Origin of the sequence: Paenibacillus vietnamensis, from assembly GCF_020169515.1 — a bacterium.
Lineage (GTDB): Bacteria > Bacillota > Bacilli > Paenibacillales > Paenibacillaceae > Pristimantibacillus > Pristimantibacillus vietnamensis.
The window spans coordinates 42543-60229 of record NZ_JAHMHW010000015.1 but is presented as its reverse complement, the minus strand read 5'-3'; the positions used below and the strand labels follow the sequence as shown (position 1 = coordinate 60229).

13 protein-coding genes are annotated in these 17687 nt (G+C 53.3%); all 13 read right to left on the bottom strand.

Translation table 11 applies throughout. The features are described from left to right. Nucleotides 1–5: 5 nt before the first annotated feature. Entirely contained in the window at nt 6–671 is a 666-nt protein-coding gene (locus tag KP806_RS21595; protein ID WP_224725823.1) for an RraA family protein, read from the bottom strand. 24 nt (nt 672–695) lie between these two features. After that, nucleotides 696–1832: a mandelate racemase/muconate lactonizing enzyme family protein gene (locus tag KP806_RS21590; RefSeq protein WP_224725822.1), complete on the bottom strand. Its 1137-nt coding sequence runs from the start codon at nt 1830–1832 to the stop codon at nt 696–698. Between the two features lie 514 nt (nt 1833–2346). After that, nucleotides 2347–3939 carry an extracellular solute-binding protein gene (locus KP806_RS21585; protein WP_224725821.1) on the bottom strand — a complete coding sequence of 531 codons (1593 nt, stop codon included), beginning with the start codon at nt 3937–3939 and terminating at the stop codon, nt 2347–2349. A 72-nt stretch (nt 3940–4011) separates the two neighbouring features. Next, complete coding sequence (locus KP806_RS21580; protein WP_224725820.1) at nt 4012–4890, bottom strand: carbohydrate ABC transporter permease; 879 nt, start codon at nt 4888–4890, stop codon at nt 4012–4014. Between the two features lie 15 nt (nt 4891–4905). After that, the gene (locus KP806_RS21575) at nt 4906–5865 is read right to left on the bottom strand and encodes an ABC transporter permease (protein ID WP_224725819.1); all 960 of its coding nucleotides are present in this window, start codon (nt 5863–5865) and stop codon (nt 4906–4908) included. Nucleotides 5866–6073: 208 nt separating this feature from the next. Continuing rightward, on the bottom strand, nt 6074–7285 hold the full coding sequence (locus KP806_RS21570; RefSeq protein ID WP_224725818.1) for an MFS transporter: 1212 nt from the start codon (nt 7283–7285) through the stop codon (nt 6074–6076). A 25-nt stretch (nt 7286–7310) separates the two neighbouring features. Next, complete coding sequence (locus KP806_RS21565; RefSeq protein WP_224725817.1) at nt 7311–8339, bottom strand: ROK family transcriptional regulator; 1029 nt, start codon at nt 8337–8339, stop codon at nt 7311–7313. Nucleotides 8340–8912: 573 nt separating this feature from the next. After that, on the bottom strand, nt 8913–9197 hold the full coding sequence (locus KP806_RS21560; RefSeq protein ID WP_224725816.1) for a hypothetical protein: 285 nt from the start codon (nt 9195–9197) through the stop codon (nt 8913–8915). A gap of 397 nt (nt 9198–9594) precedes the next feature. Beyond that, a complete protein-coding gene (locus KP806_RS21555) occupies nt 9595–10806 on the bottom strand; it encodes a VWA domain-containing protein (RefSeq protein ID WP_224725815.1) in 1212 nt (403 codons plus the stop codon). A gap of 2 nt (nt 10807–10808) precedes the next feature. After that, on the bottom strand, nt 10809–13148 hold the full coding sequence (locus tag KP806_RS21550; protein ID WP_397376422.1) for a DUF5682 family protein: 2340 nt from the start codon (nt 13146–13148) through the stop codon (nt 10809–10811). Next, nucleotides 13145–14236, bottom strand: a complete 1092-nt coding sequence (locus KP806_RS21545) for an AAA family ATPase (protein ID WP_224725813.1) — start codon at nt 14234–14236, stop codon at nt 13145–13147. The genes KP806_RS21550 and KP806_RS21545 overlap by 4 nt, the downstream gene beginning before the upstream one ends. After that, a complete protein-coding gene (locus tag KP806_RS21540; RefSeq protein WP_224725812.1) occupies nt 14212–16026 on the bottom strand; it encodes a hypothetical protein in 1815 nt (604 codons plus the stop codon). The genes KP806_RS21545 and KP806_RS21540 overlap by 25 nt, the downstream gene beginning before the upstream one ends. Before the next feature lie 25 nt (nt 16027–16051). Then, a complete protein-coding gene (locus tag KP806_RS21535; protein ID WP_224725811.1) occupies nt 16052–17503 on the bottom strand; it encodes an SWIM zinc finger family protein in 1452 nt (483 codons plus the stop codon). Nucleotides 17504–17687 lie beyond the last annotated feature (184 nt).

The following is a 17687-nucleotide window of genomic DNA, read 5'->3' as shown; positions in this document are numbered from 1 at the left end:
GCCTCCTACAAAATCCCGTACTTTTGAAAAGCCTCGGTGCTGGACATGCCGTTTTCGATCTCTCTGCGGACGACCTTCTCTCCCCGGACCTTCTCCAGCGCTTGCGTAATCACTTCCTCCTCCAGCTCCTGCGGAATGATCAGCACGCCGTCCAGATCTGCAAATACAAGATCGCCTGGATTGATCCATACGCCGCCGACTTCGATCCGGCACCGGTAGTCTGCTACCTGCGTACGGACGGAGGAATCCTGCGCGAATCTCCCCCTCGAGAATACAGGCCAGTTCTGTTCCAGAACCATCGGCGTATCCCGGTGAAAGCCGTTGATGATCGCGCCCGCTGCGCCTCTTTTTTTGGCGGTGGCCGTCAGCAGCTCCCCCCAATACGCGCATCTCATCTCCCCGCCGGAAGCGATATATACCTCGCCGGGACGCAGCTGATCCAGCGCTTCGGTCAGCAGGCCGAACGGCTTCTTCTGCTCGCCGAACACGTCGATCATCAGGACGGGCATCGCTCTTCCTACGACGACCATCTGCTCCTTCAGCGGCTGAACCGGCTGCGGAAGGAACTGATGGTAGCGGCCTTTTACATCCAAAATATCTCCTACGACCGGCGTATACAGCTCGGCTTTGATCAGCTCGAATAATTGCTCGTCAGACGTCCATGTTTGCATAATGGCATAAGTCTCCTTTAATGTTTATTTGCTTCCGCCGGCAAAGGTGTTCCGCAGCGCCGCGGGGTCGAGCAGATGCTTCTGTAAAGCGTCCCGGTCAAAAACGATGCCGTGTCCGGGAAGCTCGGAAGGAACGCCCATGCCGCCGCGCACCTCGATCGGGATTTCAAGCAAGCCCAGCTCGGTCAGCGAACCTCCGACGACATTTTCGAGCATGTAGCTGTTCGGTACGCCGCACAGCAAATGAAGGGATAGCTCCATCATGAAGTGCGGTGCGACGGGCTTGCCGAACGCGTCCGCGAGATGTGCGATCTTTAACCACTCGGTAATGCCGCCTACGAACGCGACGTCCGCCTGCACGATATCTACCGCGTCCGCCTTCAAATATTCGAGAAATTGCTGCTTGCTGTACATGCTTTCCCCCAGCGCGATGGGCGTGCGGATCGCCTGCTTCAATTGGCGGTGACCCTGAATGTCCTGATACAGCATCGGTTCTTCGATCCAGCCGAGATTAAGCTTGTCCAGGCGCGTGCCTTTCTGTATCGCCTCCGCGGCGCTCCACTTCTGATTCAAGTCGACGAGCACGGTGCCGCCGGGTCCGAGCAATTCCTGAACCTTCGCGATTCTTTCGATATCCTCCTCGAGCTCCGGCTTGCCGATTTTGATCTTAACCGTCCGGTAGCCTTGTCCGATATAACCCTTCACCCGGTCGGTCAACTGGTCGATCGTTCCGTCGCTTCTCAGATCGATTTCGCTAATATAGGCCGGGATCCGGTCGCGCGCTCCGCCAAGCAGCTTATAGAGCGGCTGATTGTGAATTTTGCCGATAAGATCCCATATCGCGGTATCGATTGCGGCAATCGCCATCGAATTGACGCCCAGGCCGAGCCGCCGGGATTGCCTTTGCACATGCTGCCAGATCCGCTCGTAGTCCAGCGGGTTCATGCCGATGATCAGATTGGCCAAATAGTCCTCGATCAGCGTCTTGATAACCGTTCCGCCGATATCGACCGTGTAGCTGATCCCGGTCCCGGTCATTCCGTTGTCCGCCGTCACTTCCACGACGATGAACTCCAGCCCGTCCACTTTGTTCGTTGCATCTTCCCAGGGCACGCTGGGGGGCAGCCGATACACATTTGCATGAATATTCACAACTTTCACTTCATAGTCCTCCTGAGGATCGATCTGCGAAATCGCTTGAATCGATAGATTTATGGATCATCGAAGATTGATGTCGATGACAATAAATGGATTTAATGTCCATATTTATTCCGATATCACCGTTGAGCGTAAATAAATGGATTTGACGTATCTAATTCCGCCTCAATGAACCAATCCACGGCTTCCGATAAGATTTATATACATTCATTCCAGTTATTTAATCCAGATCGGCCGGCTATCCGAAAATACATACAGGAAATCCAGCTATTCCACGCTTTATACCTCTGTCCGGGTTCAGCCATGTCGCGAAAGCTAGATTATAGCAGTTCAAATAAAACGGAAGACAAAACTAGTTTAATAACCGTTTTGTCTCCCGTTCCAAGGAAGCAAATTTAAAACTAGCTGTCCCTAGCTGAATAAAAATTTTACTACAAAGCGACAAAGTATATATAGGCGGATGCCCCCCTGTATTAGGGGGATATGGACTCATTTATCAAAGGAGTCCCACAAAGGATTATTTGCCGCTCAAGTAGCTGTCCTTCATCTCCTTCAATATGTTCTGGTAATCTCTCGACCCGGTTACACCCTTTACATATTGATTCCACTCTTCAATCGTCATTTTGCCCATAACGACCTTGATCCGATTATCGTTCAAATCCTTCGTCAAAAAGCCCCACTTGCTGACATACGTGGGAGATTCAACGGACCATTGCGGCTGTCCGAGTCCCGCTTCCTTCGTCTTCGACTCGGAAATCTCGCCCATTTCCTTCATGCGTGCCAGATCCTTCTCGCTCACTCCAAGCCCCTTCGCTTCCACCAGCAGCAATTGCGCAGTTTCCAGCTGGTTCTGGAACATGACATACCAATGACCGACGGCATCGGCGTCCAGCTTCTCATGATTCGGCACAATCTTGCCGTCCTTCACTTCATGGTGGATGCCTTCAATCCCGTTATTGGACAGCTCGCTGTGCTCCTGCGAGGCGGCATAATCAAACAGCTGAAGAATGTGAGGGATATCCTCCTTCTTCACTTTGGAGCTGATGAGCGCCGGACGATTGAACGGTTTGATCGTCGTCGTATAAGCCTTCGGACCTTGAACAGGCAGCAGCCCCCACGCTCTCGCGTCCGGGTTTTTCGCACGCATTTCATCGCTGAAAGGAGACTCGTCCGGACCTTGCTTCCAGTTCCACCAGACGTGGACCATCGCCGCCGAATTGCCGTCACTGAACTTGGAGCCTCCTTGCTCCAGCGAGAATTCGGGATCGATCGCTTTCGCATCGTACAATTTTTTCATCCAGAGCAAGAAATCGTTGTACTCCGGCATAAACGATTGGTACATGAAGTTGCCTTCCGAATCGACGCCCCAATCCTGAACGCCCGTGAAAGCGACCGCAAGCGGCTTGTAATTGTCGTGATCCAAATTTTTGGTCGCGGTCTGCATGCCGTAGACGCCGGTTTCCTGCGAAATCTTGATCAGGAAGTCGCCCAGCTCCTCGATCGTCTTCGGCTCCTCCGTCAATCCGGCCTTCTTCATCAGATCCTCGCGCATGATAATTGCACTGTTCGCCGCAATCGGCTGCAAATAACGCGGCATCGCATAGATTTTTCCTTCAAACCTGAGCATGTCCCATACGCTTTTGTCGTAAGCCGCCAGGTTCGGATATTTCTTGTCAAATTCGGGGTCTTCAATATAAGATGTCAAGTCGTGGAAAATGCCGGCTTTGATACCTTTGAGCACCTGCTGGGAAAACAATTGTCCGGTCGGCATAACGGTCGCCATAATATCCGGAATTTCGCCGGAAGCAAGCTGTACGTTAAAACGATCCTCATAATCGGCATAATTGATCCAGTCGACGGTCAAATCCGTATTCGTCCGTTTCTCGATTTCCTGCAGCACGGGGCCGTCGCCGGGCACATTCGAGCCCCAGCCCTCCAGCTGCACGGTCAGCTTGAGCGGCCCTTGCGTTTCCGCGCTCCCTTCGCCCGTCTGCTGCGGAGCGTTCCCGGCGTTGTCCGGCCGGTCCGATCCGGAGCAAGCGGAGACTGTTGTCAGCGCCGCAGCCATCAGAACGTACCATCCTTTTTTATACAAATGCTTCATGTTCATTGCGATTTCCCCCTAGATTTATGAGATCCCTATATGTTAAGAGAATGGCACTCCCAAAACCTGATCCGGCAATCAGCCTTTCACGGAACCGATCATGACGCCTTTGGCAAAATGCTTCTGAAGAAACGGATATACGACAATGATAGGTACGGTCGCTACCACGACGGCGGCCATCTTGATAATCTCCGCCGGCACCTCCTGCTTGAACGATTGCATCACCGACGCTTCTATGAATTCGCCCATGCTAGACGACATGACGACCTGCTGCAGAAACACCTGCAACGGCCACTTTGCCGAATTCGATATATACAGAATGGCGTTAAAGTACGTGTTCCAGAAACCTACCGCAGCGAACAGCGAGAACGCGGCCAGCATCGCCTTCGACAGAGGCAGGACGATCCGGAAGAACACCGCGTATTCGCCGCAGCCGTCGATTTTGGCCGATTCGATGACCTCGTGAGGGATATTCTGAAAGAAGCTCTTCATAACGAGCAGCGTCCAGGCGTTGGCTGTTGCGGGCAAGATGAGCGCCCACCAGCTGTTCAGCAAATCCAGCTCCTTGATCAGCAAATAGTTCGGGATCAGCCCCGGGCTGAACAGCATTGTGAACACGATGAGATTCAGCATCACCTTGCGGCCGGGCAGCGTCCGCTTGGCCAGCATGTAAGCCGTCGAACAGCTGACCATGACGGAAATCGGCGTCCCGACCACGGTCAGGAACAAGGACGAATTCAACGCGTTCAGAAAGCCGTCGCCGGCAAAAATAAGGCGGTAGGCGTCCATGGACCAAGCGGACGGCCAAAAGCTGAGCGCATTCGGCTCGTAGGCGGCAGCGTCCGTGAAGGAGATCACCGCGATATAGAGGAATGGAAATAACATCGTGAAAGAGACGAACAGCAGGAGCGTCCCGATTGTCAGCTGATACATACGTTCCCGTAATCTCATGCCCATTGCGTCTTGCCCCCTTTACCAAATACCTTCATGCCCTCTTCGGCTGGCTAATTTATTCGCAGCAACGATGAGCGCGAGCCCGACAACCGATTTGAAAATGCCGATCGCTGTGGAATAGCTATACTCGCCGCCGCCAACTCCCACCTTGAACACATAGGTTTCGAACACTTCCGAAATATGCGTGTTCAGCGGATTTTGCATCAGCCAGATTTGCTCGAAGTTGACGTCGAGCGTGCTGCCAAGCTGCAGGATGAACAGGATGACGATGGTCGGCATAATCGACGGAATCGTGACGTTCCAAATCTGCCTCAGTCTGCCCGCTCCGTCCATCTTGGCTGCGTCGTACAGGGAAGTGTCGACACCGGCGATCGCCGCCATGTAAATGATGGACCCCCATCCGATGCTGCGCCAGAGATCCTGTGACATAATTAGCGGATAAAAATATTTGTTTTCAAAAAGGAAGTTGATCTTCTCCCCTCCCAGAGCCAGCAACAGCTTGTTGATCAAGCCGATCTCGGAGGAGAGGAAAATATAAGTCAAGCTCACGACGATTACCCATGATACGAAATGGGGCAAATAAATAACGGTCTGCACCATCCGTTTGTACAATTCGCTGCGCAGCTCATTAAGCAGAAGTGCCAGCAGGATCGGGGCCGGGAACAGGCAAATCCCGAGCAAGCTGAGGAACAGCGCATTGCGAAGGATCATGAAAAAATCCGGATCCGTAAACAGACGGATAAAGTGGTCGAAGCCGACCCAATCGCTCTTCATGACGCCAGCAAACGGATTATAATCCTGGAAAGCGATCAAAATGCCATACATCGGGAAATATTTGAAGATGATGAAACTCAGGATGCCGGGCAGACCGAGCAAATAGAACTGTCTGTGCCGGACAATCGACCGCAATACGGGATGCTCCTTCCGGGCTTTGGGCCTGTCCGCGACCGCTATTCGTTCCGCTGCTGTCTGTTTCAATCCTTTATCCCCCCTCTAAAAGTCCGTTGTAAGCGCTTTCCCAAAGCTTACTAAGAAACCGATTCATAGGTTCGGTCTAGACAGACGAAAATTTGAATCGGTTCTTGTAAGCGTTCGTTCTATTCTTCTCACATTATACGAACTTCACTATTGAGATACTCTAGCGAATATTGCTTAATAGTTAAAAGATTTTGCTCTCAGCAGAGGATCAATGGATTGCGTCGTCAGGTTCGCTCCTCCTGCGCAGAAACACATTCAATCGTTCCGAGAATAACAGCATGGCGGCAGCCGATATGACGATGTAGAGCGGGAATATGCCGATCGTCGAGAACCCGGCAAGCAGCCCGAGAAGCGGCGGCATCAACGTGCTTCCCGTATAGGCAACCGCCATCTGGTAACCCATAATCCGCCCGGCATGCGCTTCGCCGAACCGGACAGGCGTCTCATGCAGCATGCATGGGAAAATCGGGGCGAGTCCCAGTCCCGAGATCAGCAAGCCGGTCAGCGCGAAGCCGGTCGGAAGCGGCAGCAGCAAAAGCAGCGTACCGGCAAGCGCCGTAATCTGGCCCCCTCGAATGAGCAGCCGATTGCTCAGCTTGAACGTGACGAATCCGGTGACCAGCCTTCCGATCGTGATTCCCGCAAAATAAATCGAAACCCAAAAAGCGGCTTCGTCGGCGTGAAGTTCCCTCATTTTCACCAAATAACTGCTCCCCCACAAGCCCACCGTTGTTTCGACCCCGCAGTAGAATAAAAACGAAGCCAAGGCATATTTGACACCCTTCATATGCTGCGGTTTATGCGTTCCGGCGTTATCAAGCGGCGATTCCGCCTCCGCTTGCTCTGTGCCAATGCCAGCGCTTTGTATCCCAGCCGGCTTCTTCCACAACGGGAGCGTTACAAAAAGCAAGATCACTAAGCCGAACTGAATGCCGGCTACGGCCAAATACCCGTCTCTCCAAGACGCATTCCCCGACAAAAACGCGGCCATAATCATGGGACCGGCCGTCGCACCGACGCCCCAGAAGCAATGCAGCCAGCTCATGTGATGGGCTTTGTAACGGGCAGCTACGTAATGGTTGAGTGCCGCATCGACGGCCCCTCCGCCGAGCCCGAGCGGGATGGCACAGACGATCAGCCAAACGAGCGATGGCGCATACGAAAATCCCAGCAGAGCGCCGGCCGTCATCATACAGCTTGCCAGCGTGACGCGTCCCGTGCCGAACCGGCGCACAACGGCTCCGCTTACCAAGCTGGATACAATCGTGCCGACGGTAACCGTCATCGATAGCGCCCCTGCCATCCCGATTGGTACTCCCAAATCCGGCCGCATTACGGGCCATGACGCACCGAGCAAGGAATCGGGCAGCCCGAGGCTGATAAAGGCCAAATAAATGATCAATAGTAAAATCGTACCCATAAATGTGTGCTCCCCATTTTCAGATTCAATCGCCGCTCGCGGATATCATCAGATTCAGCCCCATCTTCTTCAATCCGTGCAAGTAATCTTCTTTCCAGTCGCTCGCCGTAAGCTTAGGCAAATGCTCCTTCGCAATATAGGACGCACTTCTTACTGCGATGGCCTCCAGAAGGTCCTCTGTTACTTCGTCGCTGCAAAAGATCACTTCACTCGGGTTCAAAATCGCCGCAAACGCGGTGACCAGCCGGCTTACGGCATCGGCCCCGACGGCCCCGTGCGTAACAGTGACCTTTCCCTCTGCGTCCGTGATCGCTTGTTGAAAGTTTTGACCGTCATACAGCGGAACGAACGATACTTCACCCGAAAATGACGTACTTCCCCGAACAACGCTGCCGCCCGCCAATATACCGGCGCCCGGTCCGTTTTGGCCAAAATACAGGTAGACCAGAGATTGGTTCTCACGGTAGTCCATCTTATCGTAATAGCCCAAAACAGCCGCGTTCATATCGTTCTCCACGACAACAGGCAGCGCAAATCGTGCTTCGATATAACCTTTAAGGTCAAAATTTTGAAACTTCTCGTATCCCGGAATATAGATGATCCGCCCGTCATTGACCGATCCAGGGACACCGAAAGCAAGCGAACGTATCCTGGGGTAACGCTCGATCAAAGACTCGATTTGCTTAACCAGCGTCTCGATTCCGTCCTGAAGAAAACCGGAGGAGCTCCCTTTCTCCTTCACTTCGCCCAAAACGTTATAGATCGTGTATTGCGTTTCCGTGTTCTCCAAAAACAGCGTGGCGCCCAGCTGATAATCCGGATTATACGAATACCGCTGAGCTCTTCTTCCTCCGCTCGAGTCGTCGAGACCCACCGACATAAGTTCGCCTGTCTTCTCCATCTGGGTAATAAACTTGCTGATTGTCGGAAAACTGATCCCCAGCTTTTCACTTAGCTCGACCTTCGTAGCGCTTCCGGAAGCTAACAGGACTGTACGAATGCCCATCAGCATCACTTTCTTCATTTCTTTCGGCGTTGAAAGCTTTTCGCTCAAAAAACATCACCTCGATTTCGGACACCTATCAACGGACTTATTAAACATCTTTAATAAGTGTTTATCATAGCAGGATTTTGTTGGAATAGGAAGTCGCCCGGGAATAAAAAAGGCAGCCGCGCTCGACGACTGCTGTCCGCTATATCCGTATATGACCGACTCGAGCCGCTAATCGACCGTGTCTCGGTTAAACTATCGACCTATTTTTAACTTTCTCTATCATTTTATCAACCGATAAACCGATGAAATACCAAAAACCAATAGCCAATAGAACCGTGATTATCCTGAAATTGTAGTTCACGATATCATCATATCCAAGAAAAAGCTTAATAAAAAATTCGATATTACTGACAAGATTGGCCCATATTTGATTTTCTCCCTCACCGAGACCATGATTGAAGCTCTTGTCTACTATTAGTGCCACAATACTTAAAAATGCTTGGATACATGGCAGTATTAATTTTAATCTCAAGTTGCTACGCATAGCACTCCACCAATCCGCCGGTATTTTGACTGCTATAATAGACATCCAAACAAAAGAAATGTTGCAGCAAACTGCTATTTACCGGCAAGTTAAAGCTGCGGTTTAGCGAAGTACGGAAAGTGATCATACAAAAAATGAACTAATGCGTTGTTCAAGTCTCTGTGCTCACTTAGATATTGCAGCATGATGGCAGGGGTGAGCACAGTTTCGAAGTCCCCGATACGAATCGTCCATGACGGCAGCTCCGCAGGGTTGAAGCTAGTTTCCCTTACTATTCCGTATGCTGCGTCTAAATTTAGTTCATCAATCGTCCTGAGTAGAATATGATCTATTTCTTCTTTCTTTTGGGCGATCTCCTCACACCAGTCGTCCACGACAAATCGACCTCCATGTGGCTATCAATGGGCGTCTAAATAACCGTACCCTGTCAAAACCACTTCTTGAACTTTTCTTAGCGAGTTATCATTTATTTTACTCAAATTAAAAAGGGCGATGCAGCAACATCGCCTTTAATATGCGGCAGAGAATGATGTGAGATGATCTTGGCATCTTGTCCACCATCCTCTCATTTATAGCGTATGTGGTTAACCTCAAAATTCTTGGACTTAAACAGCTATATCCAATCCTTAGTAGATAGGTTTTACCTTCTTCAACTCTTTAGCCCGTTACATTCCTGTAGGTGTTAGTCGATTCGATTTGCCGAAATGATGCTCTAGTCCATCGGCTGGTTCGCGTCCCATCCAAGAGCCGAGAGGTTGAACACCTTAATTATCAGGCTTTTTTGCTGCCGCCAATCTTGGCCGCCAGCTCATTCAAGTCATTACCCTTTAGCGCGCCCTCTACCAGCTCAGGCAGGAGATCCGGTGTACAGCCGAAGCAGGGAATGCCCATCTTCGCCAGCCGCTTTGCAACCCCTTCGTCGTAGGAAGGCACGCCGGTGTCCGATAAAGCGAGCAAGCTGATCACCTTCACACCTGATTCGACCAGGGCTTCCATCCGGCGAAGCAATTGGGCCTGGTTGCCGCCTTCGTACAAATCGGATATGAGGATAAACAAGGTTTTCCTAGGCTCCACAATGTACTGCTCGCAATAGGCCACAGACTTGTTAATATCCGTTCCTCCGCCCAGCTGCACGCCGAACAGCATATCGACCGGATCGTTCGCGCATTGCTCGCTCAGATCCACAACCTCCGTATCGAACAAGACAACCCGGGTATCCAGAGAAGGCAGGCTGGCAAATATAGATCCGGTTACCGAAGCATAAATGACGGAATCAGCCATCGATCCGCTCTGGTCGATATCGAGAATAACTGTCCATTCCTTGCTTCGCCTTGCGCGATCGAAGAAGTAGAAACGCTCGGGAATAAGTATCCCACGCTCCTGATTATAATGCTTTAAATTGCGTCTAATGGTCGTCTTCCAGTCCGTGCCGGCCAACGAAGGCAGCGGCGAATGCTTCCTCCTGTTAAGGGCGCCGGTGACGGCACGCCGGATGTCGTTTTCCAGCCGCTTCTTAATCTCCTCAACAACAGCGCTAACCAGCTGCCTTGCCGTATCCTTCGTCTTCTCCGGGATTCTGCCTTTCAGCGACATCAGCGTTGCGACCATACGGATATCCGGCTTCACCTGCGCTAGCGTCTCCGGCTCGTACAGCAGCTGCGTCAGTCCTTTGCGTTCGATTGCATCGGCCTGGATGACGGACACGACGTCAGTCGGGAAGAACCTTCGAATATCTCCCAGCCACTTGGCTAGCCTTGGTGCAGATGGCCCGAGGCCAGCACCACGCCTTCCGCTTTCGACCTCAATACCGCCAGCTGTATCATCATATATGGCTGCCAGCGCCTCGTCCATTAGGCGAAGCTCGTCGTCCAGTAAGCTGCCGGCGGCCGTTCCGCTCATCCCTTCGAGTTGCTGCTCCGCCGATTGGCCAAGTATCAGACGCCAGCGCGTCAGTTCCTGCTTACGATTATTAGATATCGTCATCGCTAAAGGTCTCCAAAATCGAATTCGTTAAGCGCATCCAGCTTCTCCTTTTCATCTTCGCTGAGCTCCCGCTGCAGCAGATCGCCCGTCTCCAGGCCGCCGATCCCCCAGATCTCTCCAAGCGTCTCGGCAATCAGGTTCTTCTCGCTGGCCTGAAACGAGCCGAACGCCCGCCTCAGGAAAACAACCGATCGTTTGAACTGCTCGTCATCCAAGGATTGAATGTATTCATCAAGCAGACGCCACAGCTCCGCACGGGAGAGCAGCGCGTACCGGTTGCGCATCGATAATCCTTCGAACCAGCCTGCTCCCAAGTCCGCAGGGATGCCCGGTGACAGCCTGCGGGAGACTTCCTGCGACAGCCGAGTCGGCTCAATCAGATTGCGCTCCATCAACAGCGCGAATGCATAACCGGACAGCCGCGCATTGCGGTCGTCCCGGAAGGCAAGCTCACGAAGCTGCCGCGTCCAGCGTTCGTCGTCAATACGTTCGTAGTGGTCCTGTGAGATCGCATGCAGATCCTGAATCGCTGCGATCATCTCCGTGGCAGCTTCATCGCTGCAAGCGGCCGCTTCTATGAGCAATAAGGTGCCGCGCAGGAACAACTGCTGTACGATCGGCTCAAGCATTCCGGTGTCCAGCTTCCTGATATCCCCGAAGTTGAGTAGCACCGAAAGCTCCCGGGCAGCACCGGCAATCTGCGGAACATTGCCGGTATCCACTGCCATCTGCTGCAGCGTTCGGCGCGCATCCTCCATCGCGTCCGGCAGCCCGCACTCCCACGCGTTCCGGATTACTTTTGCCGCCTCTCGGATATCGGCACTATCCTCCAGCTGCTCACGAATCCGGTATGCAGCAGCCACTTCCACCGTCTCACCAAGCAGAGTCGACTCGACGATCTCAATCTCTGCCTCAGGCGTCCACCGCAACACCCAGTGCTCAGACCAGACCGCCTCGTTCAGATCCTTTTGCTTGCGGGCGAAGCTGATGCCCATCAAACGCAACCGGCTGAGGAAGACGGAACGCCGAAGATCCAGGAACGCAGCGTCCTCCGACTTCACGCGCCGATTCTCCCGCAGGTCCAGCTGCAGATCGGCCGCAACGGTCGTCTTATATTTCTCCAGCTTCAGCTGCTTCAAATTTCGGTTCATGTCGTCCTGAATGGGCGTCTGGCTAACGCCCTCCGGCAAAAAACCGATCGCTGTCCCGACATCCGCTCTGGCCAGCGGTTCCGCTACGGCGGACAGCTCACCAAAGCCGAGCGTTACAATGGCCGCGTCGCGCATGTCCCTCCAGACAGGCTTCCTTGAACCCCTTAGCGAAGCGAGTGATTCCGCAAGGCGTACCCCTTCAATTACCGAGGCAGTCGAACGAAAAGTGCCGCCCTCCCGCATATAGGAGACCACACTCGATAAATATCTGGCCGGGAGCGCTTCAAGCTCGCCCTTTTGCAGACACTGCCAGAATAATTCAAAATACGCTGGAGCCAGGTTGCCTGCCCCATAGCCCGACATGTTAGAGAGCTTGTAGTAGGTATACGGCATAAGCGTCAGCTTCGTACTTACTGCGGGAAGAGCAGTAAGCTCTTCATCTTCCAGGCATGGGAGTGATAAGTCCATCGCTGACGTATGATGGGCGCCCGTTACGACGACGATCTTGTGTGCCGGGATGCCTCGCTCCAGTGCATCTCGGATCTTCCTGCGCATATAGGCCTCGCGCAGTTCGTTGTAAGCTGCCTCTGCCGGGTCGTGTTCAAGCTCCTCCGCCTCCGTAAGCGCCCTCATCTCCGCTGACAAAGTGTGAATTGCACTGCTGTAGGCCTCAGGCCGAGCCGTATGCTCGTAGTTTCGTTCCCAATAGCTCTCGTAATCGGTCTCGCCTGAGAGAAGTGCGATCTCATCAAAGATAGCGTTCTGCCTGCGGCGAAATGCAGCGAATTGAATCCGACGCTCGCTCCCTTCCTCTTCCTGTTCGCATGACAGCGACCGTCTCGCCTCGTTCAACAGGATAGAAGCACCGGAAGGCAGGTCGAAGAACCTCGCTTCGACGCCATGCTCCGTTGCCCATTGAAAGGCCTGGTACTCAGGAGAATAAGAGGCCAGCGGAAAAACGATCGTCCGTACCGGCAGGCTGTCGGTGTAGGCCATGATCGCAATCGGAGGAACAACCTTTGGCAGCATGATCTGGCTGATCAGCTCTGATGCATCGGAAGGGCCTTCAACCAGAATAAGCTGCGGATGAACCTGGTCAAGAACACGACACAGGTGATATGCACCTGCCGGCGACAGATGCCTTACGCCGAACCGATGGAGGCCGGCCGCCGCCGCAGCGGGCGCACTCACGGGTTCATCTCCCGGCAGGCATGATAGAGACCGCGCCATTCCGAGCCGCGCTTCTTCATGACATTCTCCAAATACTCTTTCCAGACGATTGCGTCCTTCTCATCATCCTTGACGATCGCCCCTTGCAGTCCGGCGGCAACGTCTACATCCTGCACGGAACCGCTGCCAAAGCTGGCGGCCAGCGCCATGCTGTTCGTAAGCAGCGAGATGGCTTCCGCCGTCGAGATTACGCTTCCCGGTGGCTTTACCTTTTCTTTGCTATCCAGCGTCATGCCGCTGCGAAGCTCACGAAAGATCGTGACGACCTTGCGCATGGTATCTTCTTCCGGTATCTCGGCACCGAGCTCGTAGCTGGCAGCCAGCTCGCTAATGCGTTTGCGCACGATTTCGACCTCGGACTCCAGATCGGCCGGTGAAGGAAGTACGAGAATATTGAAGCGGCGCTTCAAGGCGGCAGACATCTCATTGACACCCCGGTCACGCGTATTCGCGGTGGCGATCACGGAGAAGCCGCGTGCGGCTGAGACCTCCTTCCCCAGCTCCGGAATTGAGATGGTTTTTTCCGAAAGAATCGAGATAAGCGCATCCTGTACCTCGGAGGCACACCGAGAAATTTCTTCGAAGCGCGCAATGCCCCCTGTCTCCATAGCGCGATAGATCGGGCTGCGAATCAGCGCTGCATCAGAAGGGCCATGCGCGAGCAGCATCGCATAATTCCAGGAATACCGGATCTGTTCTTCGCTCGTGCCGGCTGTCCCTTGAATGACTTTCGAGGAATCACCGTGGATTGCCGCCGTCAGATTTTCCGACAGCCACGACTTCGCAGTTCCCGGCTCGCCGATTAGCAGCAATGCTCGGTCGGTAAGCAGCGTCGCAATCGCGATCTCGACGAGGCGCGTATGACCGATATACTTCGGCGTAATGGCCATATCGCCAGCTCTTCCGCCTGTTATGTAGGTAAGTACGGCCTTCGGTGACAGTTGCCACCCGGCTGGGCGGGCATCCTTGTCAACAGCCTTTAGTGCTTCGATTTCGTTCGAGTATAGCTGCTCGGCCGGCAGCCTTAAGACATTAAGCTTTGAATCCATGCAATCCATCCCGCTCCTTTGTTTTCATTCTCTTCAATCGGTTTCATGGCGACTTTGTCCGCCAGACTTTGTATCTCATCCTTGAAGGATGTATAGGTGAATCGTTCAGCCAGTTTGCGCAGTCTATCCGCGTAACTGCTCGGCAGCTGCAAAATCAGAACGCGAAGCTCCTCAGTCACATAGTAGAACTGCTGCGGCGAAGCCTGCTCCAGTAAGTTCATTAGGAGCTCTGGCGCATCCCTGTAGTCCAGCTTGAACAACGTCATCACGATCATCATCTGATCGCCTATTCTTGCCTTCGGCTTATGAAGCCGACCGAGTAAATAGTCAATAACGAGCTTATCCGGATGCTCGGCCAAGCTGCACACGAGGTCGGTTTCTTCTAATTCTATGAAAAGCTGTACCCAGCGAGGGTCCCAATCGTACTCCGGACGCTGCTCAAACTCTTGATCGTTCACAAACTCGTGCAGTGCTATCGTTACCGGAATAGCGATGTCATGGCAGGCTCGCAGCAGCGCTTTGCCTGCTGCAGACTGCTTCTTGGCCAAATATCCATGATAGTGATCGTATACAGCTTCTCGCGGCAAGGAACGCAGCGCTGCCCGGAATGCATATTCGAGTATGTTGGTTCGTCCCCGAAGACCATGAAGCATCTCAAAGGCGGTCGGCGTACCGAACTCCAGCAGCAGGTGAGCCGCGCAGGCTTGCATCGATTCCGTCTCTTTCATGATAAATGCCTGGTTCTGCAGCAGCTTGACCAGGAACTCTTCTATGGCGGGATCACACTTCCCTTCCATCGCGTTAAGCACGGCCATCATTCGCTCCACGCTCGCAGCATCCAGCTGGCCGCCGATGAGAATATCGCACAGTACCGAAGCTTCCTCGACCAGCCTTTGGCCCACGTACGAATGATTGCAGCGTCTCAGAGGCTCCACTGCGATCTCGGCATCCTTGCTCTTTAGAGCCTCGAATAGACGTTCCACCGCGCGGTCAGATCCATTTTTGGCCACGGCAAGCAGTGCCGCGGCGCGGACTTCTTTTTTACGATCGTAAGAGATTTCATGCAGCAGGTCTTCCAGGTCAGGATTACCCGTACCGGCCCCTATGGCAGCGAGCTTAACTGGGATAGCGCCTTCCATCATCGCTTTCGCGATCAAGTCATGCGATGCTTGTGCGGAGAGCTTATGGATGATTATCAACTTCCTTGCGTCAGCCTGCCCGCCTTGCAGGTTAAGCTTAGCGTGGAGGATTGGCAGCACGCACGTCCCCATCGACGGGATCACGACATCCGTCATATAGTCCGCGATCTCGGAGTAGGGATCCCCCAATGCAATGACAGCAGGCACATAAGTGCGAATATCAGCGAAAATATTATCCTCGTAAGCCTGCTTAATCACCTCATGCCGACCAGGCCCCCGATCCGTCAGCGCGTCGATCAAAGGCTTCAGCCGTCGATAAGGAATGGTTGGAACATCTTTATTGCCATTGGTCACGGTATGAGTTTCGATCGGTTCCAATGTCCCCGCTGCGTCAGTCTGTCCTTGTGTGTATAGAATCGCATGGAGCAATAAGGCGAGTTCCAGCAGCGCATCCGCCGCCATCTCGGCATTGCCTTCTCCCACGCGCGATGCCGCTTCCGCCACCCGCTTGAATACCGGCGCGCTCTGTCCCAGCTGCTCCAGCTGGGGCAGCTTCCGTTTGATCCTGATATCTCCGCTTGATACGGCACTCCCTGCGATGAATAAACGTCTGACATCCTGGTGCAAATCATACAACACTTCTATACTCATGAACGATACCCCCTCTCTTCTCCAATTAGTAAAGTAGCCGAATGACCGCATCGTCCGTGACAAAGGCAAGCGGCTGTGCCGTTAGGCGTCTGCTCCCCATTTGATGCTCGAACATGACAAGTACTTCCTGATCGGCGAACAGCTTTGCATCCAGCATCGGCAGCAGCTGCAGCGTCGGATGCGAGATGGCGTCAATATTGCCCAGTACAAGCCGCTTGCCTTGCTCATCCTCCAGCACATATGTATCCTCAATCTTGCCCAGCTTCGCGTAGTGGAGCAGTACGACCGGATTTTTGTCCGCGAGAGGACTCTTCAGCTGATTCTTCACCAGCTTGATAACGTCGGAAAAGGACCGCTTGGCTGCGGAGTAGGCTAATGCGTAATCCTTCGCTTCGATCTCGCGACTCGTCATGTCTTCCCAGCGAACACGCGGATTCAGGTCGCCTGGATATATGGCGAGCTCTCTTGTCTGCACGATCGCGAAGCAGGAATCGTCCTCGCGGATATGTTTGGCAGCGCGGAACGGGCGATAATGCCTCGTGACGACGATCTCGACAGCGGCTTCGGAGCCGAGCGGAAGCCAGAAGCCTTCGTCCACGTACTCCCCTCGCGCTTCATCCGTATAAGATCGGAACGACAGCTGCATCAACTCTGCGTTGGTCCGCATGAGGCCCAGTTCGCGCATCTCCGCCAGTTGCCAGGCGTGTCCGATCCATTCCTCAAGGCGGGAACCCGTGTCCATAGTTCCCTCATTATCTTTTCTTGCCGTCAAATACTCACGGCTGCGCTTAATTAAGGTATGTAAGATGGTCAATTGATCCATCATGGCGGTGTACAGCTGCTCTTGGTCACCTTTGGCGCGTACGAGAAGCAGAAGCTCGCGAAACGCTGCCTGCATGCCTGGAATGTAATAGCCACCCAACTGCTTGGCTTGATCCTCGAGCATAATGGCGGTTTTGGCATCCAGCGCGGCTAGCCCCCCTTGTATCACCTGCTTCACGAGCTTATCCATGAGGTCGATCCCCTCTAGCTGGGCGTTCATCTTTTTGATCAGCGCACTGCGGTTCGTCTTCCGTCTACTTGCGACTCCCGGCTCGTCACCGGCAGCAGCGGCTTCCTTTTTGCGTTCCTCGCGTTTCTCCGCCTTGTCCCGCTTGTCTGCGATATCCTGAGGGATCTCTTCCATCTGGAAAGGAACCCCGGATACGTAGGCATAGAGTAGACCCAGATTATGTTTACATGGGAACTGCCGGCTCGGGCAGCTGCAGCGGAAGGTCGGACTATCCGACTTAACGAAATCGGCCGAGCAACTATACGGCTCTTTGCCGCTCCCCTTGCATTCTCCAAAGATCAACGTTCCGTCTTCCGTTCGGCAAAGCCGCTGAAAGCTGTTCTTCCTTACCAAATCCCGCCCGTTCTTGATGGCTGCTGCATTGGGCGCCAATGCATCGATGTAGGCTTCCGTGATCTGTGCCATAATCCGTTATCGTTCACTCCTATTATCTGGAATTGTAGACCATACCTAAACATGCAAGAAAGCGTCGGAGTCCCCGTAAATCGAATAGTTTATTCGTCCCGTCCAGCAAACCTGCTGATTCGCATCGCCGATCATGCTCATATCGAGCAGAGATCATTCATATGTGTTATATCTTATTCGACCT